Source organism: Kitasatospora sp. NPDC038210 (assembly GCF_055600605.1).
Map to the genome: position 1 here is coordinate 468,370 of NZ_JBVJYK010000001.1, position 18,560 is coordinate 486,929.

The 18,560-nt window shown below is 74.6% G+C and carries 10 protein-coding genes; 2 read left to right on the forward strand and 8 right to left on the reverse strand.

Annotated features, from left to right (window positions below):
• Positions 1-179: 179 nt before the first annotated feature.
• A complete protein-coding gene (locus ACZ7KX_RS01975) occupies positions 180-3,086 on the forward strand; it encodes a helix-turn-helix transcriptional regulator (RefSeq protein WP_470324794.1) in 2,907 nt (968 codons plus the stop codon).
• A gap of 173 nt (positions 3,087-3,259) precedes the next feature.
• On the opposite strand, the gene sbnB is transcribed toward ACZ7KX_RS01975, so the two are convergent.
• The 4 genes from sbnB to ACZ7KX_RS01995 form a co-directional block, all read right to left on the reverse strand.
• Positions 3,260-4,273 carry a 2,3-diaminopropionate biosynthesis protein SbnB gene (gene sbnB / locus ACZ7KX_RS01980; protein ID WP_470324795.1) on the reverse strand — a complete coding sequence of 338 codons (1,014 nt, stop codon included), beginning with the start codon at positions 4,271-4,273 and terminating at the stop codon, positions 3,260-3,262.
• Positions 4,267-5,280, reverse strand: a complete 1,014-nt coding sequence (gene sbnA / locus ACZ7KX_RS01985; protein WP_350525596.1) for a 2,3-diaminopropionate biosynthesis protein SbnA — start codon at positions 5,278-5,280, stop codon at positions 4,267-4,269. Before sbnA ends, sbnB begins: the two co-directional genes overlap by 7 nt.
• Positions 5,273-5,425: a hypothetical protein gene (locus ACZ7KX_RS01990; protein WP_470324796.1), complete on the reverse strand. Its 153-nt coding sequence runs from the start codon at positions 5,423-5,425 to the stop codon at positions 5,273-5,275. The genes sbnA and ACZ7KX_RS01990 overlap by 8 nt, the downstream gene beginning before the upstream one ends.
• Positions 5,426-5,703: 278 nt before the next feature.
• Positions 5,704-7,050: an MFS transporter gene (locus ACZ7KX_RS01995; protein WP_470324797.1), complete on the reverse strand. Its 1,347-nt coding sequence runs from the start codon at positions 7,048-7,050 to the stop codon at positions 5,704-5,706.
• Positions 7,051-7,235: 185 nt separating this feature from the next.
• On the opposite strand from ACZ7KX_RS01995, the gene ACZ7KX_RS02000 reads away from it, so the two are divergent.
• Entirely contained in the window at positions 7,236-14,588 is a 7,353-nt protein-coding gene (locus ACZ7KX_RS02000; RefSeq protein ID WP_470324798.1) for an amino acid adenylation domain-containing protein, read from the forward strand.
• Positions 14,589-14,753: 165 nt separating this feature from the next.
• Here ACZ7KX_RS02000 and ACZ7KX_RS02005 read toward each other — a convergent pair whose 3' ends face one another.
• From ACZ7KX_RS02005 to ACZ7KX_RS02020, 4 genes are all read right to left on the reverse strand, one after another.
• Positions 14,754-15,707 carry an ornithine carbamoyltransferase gene (locus tag ACZ7KX_RS02005; protein ID WP_470324799.1) on the reverse strand — a complete coding sequence of 318 codons (954 nt, stop codon included), beginning with the start codon at positions 15,705-15,707 and terminating at the stop codon, positions 14,754-14,756.
• 25 nt (positions 15,708-15,732) lie between these two features.
• Positions 15,733-17,034 carry a diaminobutyrate--2-oxoglutarate transaminase gene (ectB, locus tag ACZ7KX_RS02010; RefSeq protein WP_470324800.1) on the reverse strand — a complete coding sequence of 434 codons (1,302 nt, stop codon included), beginning with the start codon at positions 17,032-17,034 and terminating at the stop codon, positions 15,733-15,735.
• Positions 17,035-17,244: 210 nt separating this feature from the next.
• Complete coding sequence (locus ACZ7KX_RS02015) at positions 17,245-17,877, reverse strand: response regulator transcription factor (RefSeq protein WP_396550186.1); 633 nt, start codon at positions 17,875-17,877, stop codon at positions 17,245-17,247.
• Positions 17,878-17,927: 50 nt separating this feature from the next.
• Positions 17,928-18,548 carry a helix-turn-helix transcriptional regulator gene (locus tag ACZ7KX_RS02020; RefSeq protein WP_350525603.1) on the reverse strand — a complete coding sequence of 207 codons (621 nt, stop codon included), beginning with the start codon at positions 18,546-18,548 and terminating at the stop codon, positions 17,928-17,930.
• Positions 18,549-18,560: the final 12 nt, after the last annotated feature.

An 18,560-nucleotide genomic window follows, 5' to 3' on the forward strand; every position in this document is an offset into this window, starting at 1 on the left:
GATCGCACCGCCGGATCACCGGATCCGAACGCACCGCCGGGCAGGCCGGATCCGGCCGCACCGCCGGGCGGACCGGCCGGAACAGGCAGGTGGGCCCGGGCCGCGCACCCCGCGGCAGCACGACCACCTTCCTGTGGAGATCACTATTCATCACAACTTCGGCACAGTAGCCTGCGAATGTGCGCAACACTTCCCCGACGATCATTGGCCGTGAGACCGAACTCGGGCTGCTTGAGAGCAGCCTGAGCGGTCTTCAGTCCCATGCGGGCCGCGCGGTCTTCCTGGTGGGGGAGGCGGGGATAGGCAAGTCCCGGCTGGCGGGGGACTGTGCCGGCCGGGCCGAGGCGCTGGGCCTTCCGGTGCTGCGCGGACGCGGCAGCCCGACCAGTGCCGGGATCCCGTACCGCCCGCTCATCGAGGCGTTGAACTCCCGCTTCCGGGTCGTCGGTGTCCCCGGCGACCCGGAGCTGGAGCCCTACCGTCCGGCGCTGGGCCTGGTGATCCCGCAGTGGCGGCACACGGCCGTGCCCGGCTACCCGGAGAGTGCCGTCGAGCTGGCCGAGGCCGTGCTGCGGCTGCTGGCCGTGCTCGGCCGGGACGGTGGTTGCCTGCTCGTCCTGGAGGACCTGCACGAGGCCGACTCGGACACCATCGCCGTGGTGGACTACCTGGTGGACAACCTGGCCGGACTGCCCGTCCTCCTGGTGGCCACCCTGCGGCCCGAGCCGGGGGCCGCCCTGGAGCTGGCCCGCGGCGGTGAGCGGCGCCGGGTCGCCTCGCTGGCCGCCCTGGAGCCGCTCGGGCCGACGCAGATCGGCGCGCTCGCCGCCGGCTGTCTGGAGCTGGGCTCCGGGCAGGTGCCCGCTGCGGTGGTCGACCGGCTGAGCACCATCAGCAACGGGAACCCCTACCTCGTCGAGGAGTTGCTGACCGAGATGGTCGGCTCCGGGGCGCTGCGCCAGGACGGCGACGGCTGGGTGGTCGTCGGCGACCTGGCGGCCGCCGTGCCGGCCAGCGTGGTCAGCGGCCTGCGGCACCGACTGGAGCAGCTCGATCCCCAGGTGCGCGACCTGCTGCTGCTCGCCGCCACCCTGGGCACCGGCTTCTCGCTCGGCACGCTCCAGCTGATCACCGGCCACGGCATGCGGCTGCTGCTCGACCACCTGGCGGCGGCGGCCGCCTCGGGCTTCGTCGTCCCGGACTCCACCGCCGTCGACCAGTACGCCTTCCGGCACGCGCTCACCGCGGAGGCCCTGCTCGCCGGGCTGCCGCCGGCCGAGCGGGCCGTGATCGCCCGCCGGGCGGCCGAGGCGATCCTGGCGGCCGACCCGGCGCTCGCCGACGGACGCTGCCAGCTGGTGGCGCGCCTGCGGGAGCTGGGCGGTGACCGGGCGGGGGCGGCGCTGCTCTACGCCGAGGCGGGCCGCCGGGCGCTCGCCGCGGGGGCCTCCGCCACCGCGGTGAAGCTGCTGGAGCGGGCCCACGAGTCGGCCGCGGCGGCCGACCGCACCGACGTCATCGAGTCGCTGGTCTATGCGCTGGCCGAGGCCGGTCAGCTGGACCGGGTGTTCGCGCTGGCCGAGTCGCTGCCGGCGGCCGGGGCCGACGCGCTGGACATCGAGCGTCGCATCGCCCTGCACACCAGGCTCGCCTGGGCGGCGGTGATCGCCGAGCGCGCCGCCGACACCCGGACGCAGATCGCCGCGGCCCGTGCGCAGCTCGGCGGCTCCGGCGATCCCCGCCAGACCGCCGCCCTGGCCGTGGTCGAGGGCCACCTGGCGCTGCTGCCCGGCCACGGCGGGGCGACGGCGGAGACCGAGCGGCTGGCCCGCGAGGCGGCCGAGGTCGCCGAGCGCGAGAAGCTCCCGGTGGTGGCCTGCCAGGCGTGGCAGCTGCTCGCCCTGCTGGCCCGCGAACGCGGCTTCGACGACGCGGACGCCTGCCTGGAGCGGATGCTCGCCGTCGCGGAGACGCACACCCTGCCGGTCTGGCGGGTGGAGGCGCTGCTGCGGCTCGGCGGGAACGCCTTCATGCGCACCGGTGACGCGCGTCGGATCCGGGAGGCCAGGGACGCCGCGCGCGACCTGGGCGCCCTCGTCCTCGCCCAGCACGCGGAAGGCCTGCTGGCCATGGACGCCCTGCAGCGCGCCGACTTCACGGCCGCCCGGGAGATCATCGACCGCTGCCTGGAGCCGAGCGCCCGGATGCGCAACCTCGGCAGCCACCGCTACCTGCTGCTGGTGGCCGCCACCCTCGCCGCCCACCAGGGCCGGCGGCGGCAGATGGAGCGGGAACTGCTCCGCTTCGAGCAGGCCGACGACTCGGACTCCTTCCTCACGCCGGTCCTGCACGGCCTGTGCCGGGCGTTCTGCGCGCTCCTGGAGGAGAACCGCGCCCGGGCGGTGGCCGACCTCGCCGCCGCGGCCGCCTGGGAGGACCGGCACCCCAACGTGTTCTACCTCAGCGGACGGTACGGCCTCGGTGCGCTGCTCGGCGTCCTCGCGGGCACCGCCGACCGCACGGCGTACGCGACCGTCCTGGCGGCGCCGGCCGCCGCCCTGGCGTGGAACCGGCAGTTCATGCTGCTGGCCGACGCCGTCCTGCTCGGACGCGAGGGCCGCGGCGGGGAGGCCGCCGGCCGGGTGGAGCAGTCGCTGCAGGCGTCCCGGGGGTTCCCGACCGCCCGGCACCTCGGACTGCGCCTGGTCGCCGAGGCCGCCCTCGCCGACGGCTGGGGAGAGCCGGTCGCCTGGCTGCGGACCGCGGAGGAGTACTTCCACGAGGCCGGCGTACGCTCCGTCGCCGGCGCCTGCCGGTCGCTGATCCGGCAGGCGGGCGTGTCGGTCGCCCAGCGGCGCAGCGGGCGGGAGCTGATCCCCGAGGCGCTGCGGGCGAGCGGGGTGACGCCGCGTGAGTACGACGTGTTCGCCCTGCTGGTGGAGCGCCTCGGGAACCAGGACGTCGCCCAGCGGCTGTCCATCTCGCCCCGGACGGTGGAGAAGCACATCGCCAGCCTGCTCCAGAAGACGGGCAGCGCGGACCGCGCGGAGCTGTGCCGCCTCGCCCGGGCGCTGTGCGGGGACTGACCCGGGGACGTGACCGGGGGACGTGACCGGGGGGCCTGACCGGGGGACTGGACGGACGTCGGCCCGGAAGTCCGACGGGCCCACGGCACCGGGGGCTCCGGGCGATGCCGGACGGGGCGGGGACGCCTCGGTCCCCGCCCCGCCCGGCATCGCGTCCCGACGCGTCCGGGCTCCTACGCTTCCGGGCTGAGGAAGTCCGGGACGTCGGTGCCGAGGCCCTGCTCCTGCGCCCGGTGGTGGACCAGGTCGGCGACGGCGAGGTCGAGGACGCCCAGGCCGAAGGGCGAGAAGACCGTCAGCGCCTCGGGGTCGCGGTGGTGGCGGCCGCCGGTGAGGACGGCGCCGATCGAGTCGGCGATGAAGTCGCGGTGGCCGGTCTGCTGTTCGGCGAGGTGCAGGGAGGTGGACTCGCGGCAGACGTGGTCGCCGTCGTCGACGATGTTGACGCTGGACAAGATGGTCTCCGGGGCGAGGTCGCGCAGGGACAGGTGGAGCAGCAGCGTCCCCGGTCGGCAGGGGGAGGGGTCCAGGTGCGGGGTGGAGGCGGTGGTGGCCAGGGAGACCAGGCGGTGGGCCGCCAGGGCGTCCTCGATCCGGTCGGCCGTGGTGGTCTTGAGCCCGGGGAACCGGGCCGCGCACCGTTCGGCGAACGCCTGGGCGCGGGCCGGGTCGAGGTCGAACAGGGTGACCTCGGCCAGGTCGGGCAGCAGGGCGCGCAGGAAGGTGAGCACCTCGAAGTTGATCACGCCGCAGCCGATCAGGGTGGCGCCGGTCTGCGGCTCCTGCGGGGCGAGCGTGGCGGCGGCGAGCGCGGCGCTGGCGGCGGTGCGCCGGGCGGAGATCACCGAGCCCTCCAGCAGCACCTCGGGGTGGCCGGTGCGCATCGAGTTGAGGATGATCGCGGCCGAGGCGCGCTCCAGTCCGGAGGCCAGGTTGCCCGGGAAGGACGAGATCCACTTGATGCCGGCGACCGGCTCCCGGTCGTCGGCGGCTCCGGTGTTCCCGAGGTAGCCGGGCAGGGCGATGATCCGGTTGCGGGCCTCCTCGGGGAAGCGCAGGAAGAGCGAGTGGGGGAGCGCGGTCCGGCCGGCGGCGTGCAGGCGGTACGCCCGGCTCACCGCCTCGACCACCTGGTGCTCCGCACCGTCCAGGACCTGCCGGACCTCGCGGGCTGTCAGGATCAGCATGGTGTCACCTCGGCCATCGGGCCGTTCTCCCTCCACAGGTGGGTGACGTCGCCGAAGTGCGACGTGACCCAGTCGTCGTCGTAGATCGTGTCGAGGTAGCGCTCACCCCGGTCGGGGAGGATCACCGCGCAGGTCGCGCCGGGCGGGATCCGGTCGCCCATCTGCCGGACCGCGGCGAGCACTGCGCCCGACGAGCCGCCGGCGAGGATGGCCTCGCGGTGCGCCAGGCGCCGGCAGTTGACCACGCAGTCCAGATCGCTGACGTGCACCACCTCGTCCGCCAGGCCGTCCTGGTGGAGTGCCGGCCGGACGGCGGCGCCGTGGCCGGGGATGAGCCGGGGCGCGGGCCGGCGCCCGAAGATGACGCTGCCCTCGGCGTCGACGGCCACGATGGTCACCGGGAGCTGCTGCTCCCGCGCGTACTCGGCGCAGCCGCGCAGCGTTCCGCAGGAACTGGTCGCGCAGAACAGGTAGTCCGGGCCGCCGGGCAGGGCCTCCCGGATCTCCCGCATGGTCGCGTGGTGCGAGCGCGGGTTGAGCGGGTTCGAGTACTGGTCCGGCCAGTAGGCGTGCTCGGTCCTGGCGAGGATCTCGCGCACCCGCCGGATCCGCACCGGCAGGTACTCGCCGGTGGCCGGGTCGGTTCGGGTGACCACCTCGACCTCGGCGCCCAGCGCCCGCATGATCGCGATGTTCTGCCGGTTGGCGCGGGGGTCCACCACGCAGATGAGGCGGATCCCGAAGTACCCGCAGACCTGGGCGAGTCCGATGCCCAGGTTGCCGGAGCTGGACTCGACGACGACCGACAGCCCGGGGATCAGCCGGCCCGAGCGGATGCCCTCGCTCAACAGCTCCAGTGCGGAGCGGTCCTTGATGGAGCCGCCCGGGTTGTGCGCCTCCAGCTTGGCGAAGAGGCGGAAGTGGCTGGTCGGGTCGATTCTGGTCAGCTCGACCAGCGGCGTTCGGCCCACGGTCCGGAGTACACCGGCCGGCACGGTGTCAGACATGCGCACGAGCCCCGTCGATGGGGTCGCCGGTGGTGCGGCGGCGCGGGCTCGTCGGCCGCGTCCCGGTCCACGCGGGCCCGGTGTGCGGCTCCACATCGTCGACGACGATCCGGGACGTGCAGGTTTCGGTGGCTTCCTCGGCCACAACTACTCTCCTAGCCTTGAGGTTTGACACTGCGACGGGGCGAGCCTGCCGGGCCGTGGGGAACGGCGGCAAGAGACAAACGGGCAGCGGGACGAGCATGCGCGCGGTGCCGCTGTGTCCCGGGCCGCGAAGCACGCAGCGCACGGCGGACCGGCCGGTCACCCCGGTGGGCGGCGCACCCGTGCCGGACGGCCGCCGGACGGCGTACGCGGGCCGGCGGACGCGACGCGGCATCCACGCGCCGCGGCATCCACGCGCCACGCGTCGCGGGTCACGCGTCACGCGCTCGGAGCGGACTCGGTGGCGGTGGCGTCGGTGATGCCGGCGACGTCCTCGGCCTCGGCAGCGGTGGCGCCGTCGTCGCCGGCCGGCTGCCCGGGGGCGGCAGCGGCCAGGGACGGTGCGGAGCGCACCGAGGGGCTGAGGGTGGCGGTCGCGCCGAGGAGGACCATCCAGGCGGCCAGGACCACCACGGTGGAGTGCGCCCCGAACCGGGCGAGCAACTCGCCGCCGATCAGCGAACCCAGCGGGACGGCACCGAAGGCGATCAGGCCGACCGCGCCGATCACCCGGCCCTGGATGGCGTCCGGGGTGACGGCGAGCTGGTAGGCGGAGGTCACCACGTTCCACACCGGCCCGACGAAGCACATCAGGGCGTACACCGCGCCGATCAGGTACGGGCCGTGGACCACCAGGAGCACCGGGACCAGCAGCGCCCAGGCCCAGTTGGCGCCGATCACCACGGTCCGCATCGACAGCCGCCTTTCCAGCTCGGGCGCCAGCAGGGAGCCCAGCACCCCGCCGACCGCTCCCAGGCCGAACATCACGCCGATCTGTGCCGGTGAGCCGCCCTGGTCGCGCGCCATCAGGATGACCGTCAGGAACACGGCCTGGAACAGCAGGTTGCTGCCCGCGATCAGGAAGGTCGTGGTGCGGATGAACGGCTGGCGCCACAACCAGCGGACGCCTTCGGTGAGTTCGCGGTGCAGCGGGCCGCTGCGGGGGCGCCGTTCGGCCTGGAACTCGGTGCGGATCAGCAGCAGGGAGACCAGCGACCACAGGTAGCTGACGGCGTCGAAGAGGAACGGCAGTGCTCGGCCGAAGCCGAACAGGGCGCCGCCCAGCGGTTTGCCGAGCATCGTGGCGCCGCGGGCCCGCGCCTCGTTGCGGGAGAGCGCGGCGGCGAGCTGGGACGGGTGCACCACGTTGGGGACGGCCGCCGAGGCGGCGATCTGGAAGCACACCGTCAGCGTGCCCTCGGTGAAGCCCACCGCGAGGATGTGCGGCAGCGACAGCCGGTCCAGCAGCAGGGCCGCCGCGACGCTGCCGATGGCCAGGATGCGCAGCACGTCGCACCAGATCATCGTCCGTCGGCGGTTCCAGCGGTCGACCAGGGCTCCCGCCGGGAGCTGGAACAGGAGTTGCGGCACCAGTGCGACGAAGCCGGCGGCTCCCGCGTCGGCCGGGGACCCGGTCAGCGCGAGGACCAGCAGCGGGTAGGCCACACTGGAGGCGTTGGATCCGAGCCCGGAGACCGCCGCTCCCTGCCAGAGCAGCAGGAAGTCCCGGTTGCGCAGCAGCGGCGGGACGTTCCGGGGGACTTCCTCGCGCACGGTGTCGGTCATGGTCCGATGCTGGGAGGCCGGCCGCCCCGGGCCCAGAGAAGGACCGGCAGTCACGCGCGCAGTTCGTCGCCGGAACCTCGGCCGTGCTGACCCTGCCGCCCCTTTCCCGCAGTCGGCAGGCTGACGCCGGGCCGGTGGAGCGTCACCGGACCGCTGACCCGGTCGCACGCACAGGAAGGCGAAGGATGAGCACGAGCCCGAGCTCCCGCACGGAGCTGCTGCAGCGGCGCCTCAGCGGCTTGACGAAGAAGCGGCAGGAGGGGATCGCCCCCGTGCCGCGGGACGGCGCGCTCCCGCTGTCGTTCGCGCAGCGCCGGATGTGGGTGCTCGACCGGCTCCGGCCGGGCGGCGTCGAGTACCTGATGCCGCTGCTGCTGCGCCTGCCGGGACCGGTGGATCCGGTGGCGCTGCGGCGCGCGCTGGACGCGCTGGTCGCCCGGCACGAGGTGCTGCGCACCCGCTACCCGGCCGTGGACGACGAGCCGGTGCTGGTGATCGACGCACCGGGGCCGATCGCCCTGACCACCGTCGACCTGGCGTCCGACGGGCCGGAGCAGGCCGAGCGCCGGCTCGCCGAGCTGGTGGCCGAGGACGGCCGGCAGCCGTTCGACCTGGCCGCCGGGCACCCCGTCCGGGTGCTGCTCGCCAAGCTCCCCGGCGACGCGTACGCGCTGCTGCTGACGATTCATCACATCGCCTCGGACGGCTGGTCGGAGGACGTCCTGCTCGGCGAACTCGGAAGGCTCTACGAGGCGTTCGCGGCCGGCCTGCCGGACCCGCTCGGCCCGCCCGCCGTGCAGTACGCGGACTTCGCCGCCTGGCAGCGCGAGCAGCTGTCCGGCGACCGGCTGGCCTCCCAACTCGCCTACTGGCGCGACACACTGGCCGACCTCACCCCGCTCGCGCTGCCCACCGACCGGCCCCGCGGTCCGGTCCGGGACGCTTCCGGCGCCGTCGCGATGTTCACCGTTCCGGCCGAACTCGTCGCGCCGCTGGAGGAGTTGGGCCGCAGCCGGGGCGCCACCCCGTTCATGGTCTTCCTGGCCGCCTTCCAGCTCCTGCTGGGCCGCAGTTGCGGGCAGACCGACGTGGTGGTGGGCACCCCCGTCGCGGGCCGCGAGCAGGCCGACGTCCAGGCCATGGTGGGCCTGTTCGCCAACACCGTCGCACTGCGCGCCGACCTCGCCGGCGAGCCGTCGTTCCTGGAACTGCTCGGCCGCGTGCGGGAGTCCGCGCTCGGCGCGTTCACCCACCAGGAGACCCCGTTCGAGCGGCTGGTCGACGAGCTGGCGCCCGAACGCGACCCCTCCCGCAACCCGATCTTCCAGGTGGTCTTCCAGCTCGCCGCGCACACCCCGGCCGAGCCGGGTGCGCTGCGCGCCGAGCTGCAGGCGGTGGACTGGCACCCCGCCAAGTTCGACCTCTCGCTCGCGCTCACCACCACCGCCGGCGGCTCCATCAGCGGCGAACTGGAGTACGCCACCGCGCTGTTCGACCCGGAGACGATCGAGCGGACCGTCGCGCACTACCTGCGGCTGCTGGCCGGGATAGCCGCTGACCCCGGCCGGCCGGTCAACCGGCTCGACCTGCTGCCCGACGCCGAGCGCGAACTCCTCGCGTCCTGGAGCGGAGCCGGCCGCAGCTACCCCGCCGATGAGACCCTGCCCGAGGTGTTCCGGCAGTGGGTGGAGCGCACACCCGACGCCCTCGCCGTGACCAGCGACGGCGTCTCGCTGACGTACGCGGAACTGAACGCCCGGGCCAACCGGCTGGCCCACCGGCTGCGTGCGCTCGGCGCCGGCCCGGAGAAGCTGGTCGGCGTGCGCTGCGAGCGCGGGCTCGGCCTGGTGGTGGCGCTGCTCGGTGTGCTCAAGTCCGGTGCGGGCTACCTCCCGCTGGACCCGGGCCAGCCGGCCGACCGGCTCGCCTACATCCTCGCCGATGCCGGGGCGACCGTCCTGGTCGCCGACCGGAGCGCCGGCGAGGAGAACGTCACCACCGTGCTGCTCGACGAGGCCGGCCGAGCCGACCGAGCCGACCAGCAGGCCGGCCAGGCCGACGCGGGCGACCGGGACTGGCCCGACACCGACCCCGCCCCGCTGGCGACGTCCGGCAACACCGCCTACGTCATCCACACCTCCGGCTCCACCGGGGCCCCCAAGGGCGTCCCCGTCACGCACGCCAACGTGCTGCGCCTGCTGCGCTCCTGCCAGGAGGACTTCGGCTTCGGCCCGGACGACGTGTGGACGCTGTTCCACTCCTACGCCTTCGACTTCTCGGTCTGGGAGCTGTGGGGCGCGCTGCTGAACGGCGGCCGCGTCGTGGTGGTGCCGTTCGCCGTCTCGCGCTCCCCGCAGGACTTCCTCGACCTGCTGGTCGCCGAGCGCGTCACCGTGCTCAACCAGACCCCCTCGGCCTTCCGCGGCCTGCAGGAGGCCGTCGCGCTGGCCGACCTGCGCCCCGAGGCCCTGTCGCTGCGGACCGTGGTCTTCGGCGGCGAGGCCCTGGACGTGGCCGAACTGGGGCCCTGGTTCGAGCGGTTCGGTGACCGGCGGCCCGTCCTGGTCAACATGTACGGCATCACCGAGACCACCGTCCACGTCACCCACCGCCCGGTGCGGGCCGAGGAGACCGCCGGTGTCCGGCGCAGCCCGATCGGCCGCCCGCTCGGCGACCTGCGGCTCCACCTCCTCGACGCGGACCTCAACCCGGTGCCGATCGGCGTCCCGGGCCAGCTCCACGTCTCCGGGCCCGGCCTGGCCCGCGGCTACCTGAACCGCCCGGGGCTGACCGCCGAGCGCTTCCTGCCCGACCCGTACGCCGGCACACCGGGCGCCAGGATGTACCGCACCGGGGACCTCGCCCGCTACGGCGCCGACGGCGAACTGGAGTTCCTCGGCCGGGCCGACAGCCAGGTGAAGATCCGCGGCCACCGGATCGAGCCCGGCGAGATCGAGGCGGCCATCGGCGCCCTCCCCGACGTGGACAAGAGCCTGGTGATCGCGCACCGCGGCGCCGAGGAGCGGGAGGCCCGCCTGGTCGCGTACGTCGCCCCCCGGGCCGGCCGCACCCTCGACGTGGCGGAGCTGCGCGCGGCCCTCGGCCGGACGCTTCCCGGCTACATGGTGCCGGCGGTCTTCGTCCCGCTGGCGGCCTTCCCGATGACGGCCAACGGCAAGATCGACCGCCGCGCCCTGCCCGCCCCCGAGGCCCACCGCGCGCTCGGCGGCCCCGAACACGTCGCCCCGCGCACCGGTACCGAGCGGGTCGTCGCCGAGACCTGGGCCGAGGTCCTGCGCCTGCCCCGGGTCGGCGCCCTCGACAACTTCTTCCACCTGGGCGGCGACTCCATCCGGGCGATCAAGGTCGTCGGCGCGCTGCGGCGGCGCGGGATCGACCTGACGGTGCAGAACCTGCTGGTGCACCAGAGCGTCGAGGGCCTGGCCCGGTTCGCCGACCAGGCCGCGCCCGGCGGACCGGCCGGCGTGGAGGAGCAGCGGGTGGCGCCGTTCGAGCTGCTCGCGGCGGCCGACCGCGCCGCCCTGCCGCCCGGCCTGGTGGACGCCTACCCGCTCGCCATGGTGCAGGCCGCGATGGTCTACCAGATGCTCGCGGACCGGGACGAGAGCCCGTACCACAACATCACACTGTTCCCGTTCGTCGACGACGCGCCGTTCTCGCTGCGCGCGATGCGGGAGGCCGCGGCCGGGCTCGCCCGGCGGCACGAGATCGTGCGCACCAGCTTCGACCTCACCGGGTACTCCGAGCCGCTCCAGCTCGTCCACGCCGACGGGACGGTGGAGGTCGGCTACGACGACCTGCGCGGGCTCGACGAGGAGCGGATCCAGGCCGAGCTCACGGAGTTCACCACCCGGACCCGCCGAAGGCCCTTCGACATCGGCCGGGCGCCGATGCTGCGCTTCCACGTCCACCAGACCGCCGACGACCGCTGGACGTTCTCCTTCATCGAGTGCCACGCGATCCTCGACGGCTGGAGCCACCACTCGCTGATCGACGAGGTGATGCGCGACTACCGGGCGATCCGCGACGGGCGGGCCCCGGCCGACACCGGGCAGCGGCACACCGTCCGCTACGCCGACCACATCGCGCTGGAGCGGCGCTCCCTCGCCGGCGCCGAGGACCGCGCGTTCTGGCAGCAGCGGGTCGGCGACTTCGAGCGCGTGGTCCTGCCGCCGTCCTGGGCCGCCGACCCGGCGGCCGGCGAGCGGCCGTACCAGGTCACCGTTCCGTTCCACGACCTGGAGCCGGGGCTGCGCGCGCTGGCCGCGGCCGGCGGGGTGCCGCTCAAGAGCGTGCTGTTCGCCGCGCACCTGAAGGCGATGGCCGTGATCAGCGGCAGCCGCCGCTTCCACAGCGGACTGGTCTTCAACGGGCGCCTGGAGACGGAGGGCGGCGAGCTGGTGCGCGGCATGCACCTCAACACCGTGCCGCTCGGCGTCGAACTGACCGGCGGCACCTGGCGCGACCTGGTGGGGCAGGTCTTCGCCGCCGAGGTGGACGCCTGGCCGCACCGCCGCTTCCCGCTGCCGGAGATGCAGCGCGCCTGGGGCGACGGCAGCCCGCTGGTCGAGGTGTCCTTCACCTACCTGGACTTCCACGTCCTGGACGACCGGCAGATCGAATCCGGCAAGGTCGTCGACGTCAGCCCGAACGAGTTCGCGCTGGACGCCTCGACCTTCCCCGGCGTGTTCGTCCTCTACGGCCGCCCCGAGCGGATCAGCCGGGCCAACGGGGAACGGCTGGCCGGGCTGTACCGGCGGATCCTGGAGGCGATGGCCGCCGACCCGCTGGGCGACTCCGGCGCCGACGCACTCGCCGCCGAGGAGCGCGAACTGCTCGACCGCTTCGCGACCGGCCCCCGCACGGGCGCTCCGGACGCCTGCGTGCACGAGCTGTTCGAGCAGCAGGCCGCCCGCACCCCGCACGCGGCCGCGCTGCACTGCGCCGACGGCAGCACCGTCGACTACGCCTCACTCAACGCCCGCGCCAACCGGATCGCCCGGCGGCTGCGCGGGCTCGGCGTCGGCCCCGAGTCGAAGGTCGGGGTGCTGCTGCGGCGGGGCCCGGACCTGGTCGCGGCGCTGCTCGCGGTCCTCAAGTCCGGTGCCGCCTACCTGCCGCTCGACCCCGCGCACCCGGCCCGGCGGCTGGCCGGCGTGCTCACCGAGACCGGCGCCGCGGCCGTCCTCACCCAGGCGGAGCTGGCCCCGCTGGTCGCGGGCCTGCCCGCCGAGGCCGTGCTGCTCGACCGCGACACGGAGACCGACGCGCAGGACGGGCACGACCTCGGCCCGGTCGCCACGCCCGCCAACCTGGCGTACATCGTCTACACCTCCGGCTCCACCGGCACCCCCAAGGGGGTGATGATCGAGCACCGGTCCCTGGTCAACTACGCGACCTGGGCGGGCGCCGAGTTCCCGGACGTGCACGGCACCGGCTCCCCGCTGTACTCCGCGATGGCCTTCGACCTGCCGGTCACCTCGCTCTTCCCCGCGCTGCTCTCCGGGCGGCCGGTCACCCTCACCGAGGACGACGGCACCCCCGGCCTGGACGGCCTGGTCACCGTCCTGGAGCGCGGCGGATTCGGCCTGGTCAAGCTGACCCCCACCCACCTGGCGCTGCTCAACCAGACCCTGCCGCCCTCCGCGCTCGCCTCCGCCACCGACCGGTTGGTGGTCGGCGGCGAGGAGCTCACCCGCGAGGCGCTCAGCGCCTGGACCGAACACGCCCCGGACACGGCGGTGGTCAACCACTACGGTCCGACCGAGGCGACCGTCGGCTGCTGCATCCTGAAGTTCCGCGCCGACAGCCTGCCCGAAGGCCCGGTGCCGATCGGCCGGCCGGTGGCCAACACGGTGATGCGGATCCTCGACCGCGACCAGCGGCTCGTCCCGGTCGGCGTCATGGGCGAGCTGTACATCGGCGGCGCCCAGCTGGCCCGCGGCTACGCCGAGCGGCCCGCGCTGACCGCCGAGCGCTTCGTCCCCGACCCGTACGCGGCCGCGCCCGGCGCCCGGCTCTACCGCACCGGGGACCTGGCCCGCTACCGGGAGGACGGGCTGCTGGAGTTCGGCGGCCGGGCGGACAACCAGGTGAAGATCCGCGGCTACCGGGTCGAGCCCGGCGAGGTGGAGGGCATGCTCCGTCGCCACGGGGCGGTCCGGGAGGTCGCCGTCCGGGTGCGCGCCGCGGCCGGCGGCGACCGCAGCCTGGTCGCCTACGTCGTGCGGCGCGAGGGCGCGGACATCCAGCCCGTGGAGCTGCGGGACTGGCTGCTCGGGCACCTGCCCGAGTACCTCGTCCCGTCCGCCTTCGTCCTGCTGGACGCCCTGCCGCTGACCCGCAGCGGCAAGGTCGACCCGCACGCCCTGCCCGAGCCCGAGGCCGACAGCCTCCCCGCCACGCCGTACCTGGCGCCGCGCACCGCGATCGAGGGCATCCTGGCGACGGCGCTCGCCGAGGTGCTGGGCCTGCCCCGGATCGGCATGGACGACTCCTTCACCGACCTCGGCCTGCACTCGCTGATCGCGATGCGGGTGATCGTCAAACTCCGGGAGGAGCACGGGACGGCGGTCGCCTTCCGCGACTTCTACCAGCACCGTACGGTCGCCGAGCTGGCCCGGGCGATCGACCCCGCCGTCGCCGCCGACCTCGCGCCCGCGCTCGTCGCCGACCCGGCGAACACTGCGGACGACCTCGCGGACTCCGTGCTGTGGCTGCGGCGCGAGGGCGGGCGGGCACCGCTGTTCTGCGTCTACCCGGGCGGCGCCCAGTGGTACGTCCACCTGGCCGAACACCTCGCCGAGGACCGCCGGGTGGTCGGCCTGGAGTGGCCGGGCCTGCACCGCGACGTCGCCTCCCCGCAGAGCATCGGCCGCGTCGCCGAGCAGTTCCTCGCCCGGATCCGGGCCATCCGGCCCAGCGGCCCGTACCACCTGCTCGGCTGGTGCGGGGCCGGACCGGTCACCAGTGAACTGGCGCACCGGCTGCACCACGACGGCGAACAGGTCACCTTCGCCCTGCTCGACCCCGCCCTGGACAGCCACACCCGCCGGAACCTGTGGGACGAGGCGGCGATGCTCGCCCGCGGCGAGAGCCTGCTCGGCGAGCTCGACCTGGCGGAGGGGGAGGAGGAGATCGAACTGCTGCAGGCGGAGTTCCTCAAGGTGCTCGACTACGTCATCGACGAGGGCCCCAAGTTGGCGCCGCGGCCCGGTGACACCTTCTGGGCGGGCCGGCTGAAGGTCTGGCGCGAGCTGGCCCAGGCCACCCTCGGCTACCGGCACCGGCCCTACCCGGGGCGGATGCACCTGCTGATCGGCGACGAACTCGCGGGAGGCGCGCACGACGTGGCCTCCGGTCAGTCCTTCCGGGACTACGTGACGCGCTGGACCGAGCTGACCCCCGGGGGCCTGGAGGTCCACCGGGTCGGCGGCGACCACCTCGGCGTGCTGCAGCCGCCGCACGTCGCCGGGCTCGCCGGGGTGCTCGACGGGCTGATGGCGGAGCAGGACTGACGGTCGGCGGCAGTCGAGGCCGGCCCCCCGCGGCACAACCGCGGGGGGCCGGCCTCTGCGTGTCGGCCTCGGCGTCCCCGTCACTCCGTCCCCGCCCCTGCGGGCCCGCGCCCGCCGGACACGCCGAAGGGGCCGCCTCCCGGGAGGCGGCCCCTTCGGCCGGGCTCACTCGTCGCCGGCTCCCGCCGGGCCGCCGCCGACGCACCACTCCAGCACCGCGCGGGCACTGTGGTACTTGTTCTCGGCCTGCTCGAAGGCGATCGAGTCGGGCCCGTCGAGCACCTCGGCGGTCACCTCGTCGCCGCGGTGCGCGGGCAGGTCGTGCATGAACAGCGCGCCGGGGACGGCGTCCATGACGGCCTTGTCGACCCGGAACGGCTCGAAGAGGCGCCGCCAGTCGGGGTCGGGCTTGGTCGTACCGGTGGTCTGCCAGCGTGTGGTGTAGACCACGTCGACCTCGGGCAGGTCGGCCATGTCGTGCCGCTGCTCCACCAGCGCGCCGCTGCCCGCCGCGTACTCGGCGGCCCGGTCGAGGTAGCGCTGCTCGACGCCGTAGCCGGCCGGCGTGCGCAGGTGCAGCGCCGTCCCGGGGTAGCGGGAGAGGGCCAGCGTCAGTGCCGAGGCGGTGTTGTTGCCCTCGCCGACGTAGAGCACCCGCAGGCCCTCGATCCGACCGAACCGGCCGAGCAGCGTGGTCAGGTCGGTGAGCGCCTGGGTGGGGTGCTCGACGGCGCTCATCGCGTTGACGACGGCCATCCGCTGCTGGGCGGCGAACGCCCGCAGCTCGGCCTCGGTGCCCACGGTCCTGGCCACCAGGACGTCGAGCATCCGGGACAGCACGGCGGCGGTGTCCTCGACCGTCTCCCCGGTGTTCTCCTGCAGGTCGCCGGGGCCGTAGGTGATCAGCCGGCCGCCCAGGCGCAGCGTTCCGGCGGAGAAGGCGGTGCGGGTGCGGGTGGAGGTCTTGCGGAACAGGACGCCCACCACCGCGTCGTGCAGGGGACGGGCGTCCTCGCAGCGGCCGGCCGCGAAGTCGGCGCCGCGCTGCACGATGCGGTGCATGGACTCGAAGTCGAGGTCGTCGATCGAGATCAGGTGGCGGCGTATCGGTCGGGACATTGCGCGCTCCTCACGTGATGGTGTGTCAGATCGTCTGCAGGCCCTGCCGCAGCACGTCGAGTCCCCGGTCGAGCAGTGCGAGGTCGACGGTCAACGGCGGCAGCAGCTTGACCACTTCATCATCACGGCCGCAGAGTTCGACGATCAGCCCCCGCTCGAAGGCGTACCGCTGCAGCCGGTCGGCGCGCAGTGCGCCGCCGGAGGCGCCGAGGTCGATGCCGAGCGCCATCCCGCGTCCGCGCATCACCAGGTCCTGCCCCAGCGCGTCCAGTTCGCCGCGGAAGCCCTCCAGGCGGTCGGTCGCGGCGGCGAGGTGGGTGTGGAAGGAGTCCTGGCGCCACAGCTCGCAGGCCGCGGTGGCGGCGACGAAGGCCAGCTGGTTGCCGCGGAACGTCCCGGTGTGCTCGCCCGGCTCCCAGGCGTCCAACTCCCGCTTGAAGAGCACCATCGACAGCGGGAGCCCGTAGCCGCTGAGCGACTTGGACAGCGTCACCACGTCCGGGGTGATCCCGGCGTGCTCGAAGCAGAAGAACCGGCCGGAGCGGCCGCAGCCCGCCTGGATCTCGTCGAGGATCAGCAGGATCCCGTGCCGCTCGGTGAGTTCACGCAGGGCGCGCAGCCACTCGGCGCTCGCCGGGTAGACCCCGCCCTCCATCTGCATCGGCTCCAGGATGACCGCGGCGGGCAGGTCGACGCCCGAGGAGGGGTCGGCGAGCAGCCGCTCCAGGTAGCCGATCGAGTCGAACGCGCCCTGCGGGCCGTCCTCGTAGGGGACGAACGTGACGTCCTGGCCGCTGACCCCGCCCGCCCGGCGGGCCCGGCGGCTGCCGGTCACCGCGAGCGAGCCGCGCGACATGCCGTGGTACGCGCCGGTGAACGCGACCAGGCCGCTGCGGCCGGTCTGCTTGCGGGCCAGCTTGAGCGCGGCCTCGACGGCGTCGGTGCCGGTCGGGCCGGTGAACTGCGCCTTGTAGTCCAGCCCGCGGGGGCGCAGCACGGTGTCGGCGAAGGCGGTCAGGAACTCCCGCTTGGCCACGGTGTACATGTCCAGGCCGTGCGCGATGCCGTCGGCGGCGAGGTACTCGGCCACCCGGGCCTTGATGAAGTCGTTGTTGTGGCCGTAGTTGAGCGTTCCCGCGCCGCAGAAGAAGTCGATGAACGTCCGGCCGTCCTCGGCGTGCAGTTCGACGCCCTTGGCCCGCTCGAAGACGGCCGGGAACTTGCGGCAGTACAGCCGGACCTCGGACTCCAGCTCCTCGAAGGTCTTGAACTCGTGCTCCGGCAGGGGATCCTGGCCGGTGGTCGGGGTGTCCTCGGCGATGTCCATCGGGTCCTCTCGGGAGGGATCGAACCCGCGGCGGGCCGCTCGGGGCGGCGCGCCCGCGGGTGGAGGGAGGGTTCGCCGTGTCCGCCTGGTGGACACGGGCAGGAGCAGCGTGCCGCCGGAGCGCGGCACGGTGCCAGGGAACGAGCGGCAGCCTCGGCGCCGGGCCGCTGCGCGTTTGTCCCGGCCGGTGGCCGTGCCCCGGCCGGCGGATCAGATCAGCCCGGTCCGTACGGCGTGCGCCACCGCGTGGGCCCTGTTGTGCACCTGGAGCTGGCCCATCAGCTCGTAGATCACGTTCTTGACGGTGTGCTTGGAGCAGCTCAGCGTCCGGGCGATGGCCTCGTTGCCGTGGCCGTCCGCCATCAGCCGCAGTACCTCGATCTGCCGGTCCGTCAACGGCGAGCTGCCCGAACGCCGTTCGCGGCCGGTCGGCTCCGAGGAGCCGTTGAGCAGGCAGGCGAGCACCGGGTGGGACAGCCGGCCCTCGCCGCGGTGCGCCGAGTGGACGGCCGCGGCCAGCCGCGCCGGCGTCGCCTCGGCGGACAGCAGCACGGCCCGGGCGCCCGCCTTCAGGGCCCGCAGCACACCGTGCCGGGACAGCACGTCGGCCACCACCACCAACAGCCGCTCGCCGCTGCCCGGCAGGGCCGGCCGGCAGGCCTCGATGGCGCCCTCCACGGTGTCGCCGACGGCCACCAGCACGTCCCGCGACTGCGGATCCGGCACGTGGACCGGCCGGAGCCCCGCCACCACCAGCTTGGCCTCCACGCCCGCACGCGCCACCGCGTCGCTCGACCGCACCCGCACCCTGGGCCCCGCGGTGGGGCGGGTGGCCGTCGCCACGGCCGCAGCGGGGGCCGTGCTCCTCGCGGCCGGGGCCGCCGTCGTCGCGATCACAGCAGACCCGCCCGCAGGGCGAAGGCCACCGCGTGCGCGCGGTTGCGGAGCCGGAACCGCCGGGTGACGTCGTGCACCACGGTGGTCACGGTGCGGGAGGAGTAGCACAGTTCACGCGCGATCTCCTCCGTCTCCCGGCCGTCGGCGACCAGCCGCAGCACGGCCTGTTCCCGCTCCGACAGCTCCCAGCCCGCCGGGGCCGCCACGGCGCCCGCACGGCGGGTGCCGTCCCCGCCGTCGAGGAGCCCGTCCAGCAGGTCCGGCGGCAGGGTGCAGTCGCCCGCGGCGGCCGCCACGACCGTCCAGGCCAGCCGCTCGGCGGTGGCCTCGGAGCGGCGCAGGAGTCCCCGGGTGCCGGCCGCGAAGGCCTGGGCGGCGTCGCCGGCCGCCAGCTCCGTGGCGACCAGCACGATCTCCCGGCGCTGGTCCGCCTCGCGGGCGGAGCGCACCGTCTCCATCACCTCGGGGGTCACCCGGTCCACCATGATGACCGCGACCTGCGCCCGTTCCCCGGGCAGTGCCACCGCGATGTCACCGTGGCACTGCAGGCTGGTCCGCGCACCGGCCTCCAGCACCGGGTCCTGTGCGACGACGCTGACTCTCACCGGTTCGCCCATCGGCTCCTCCTG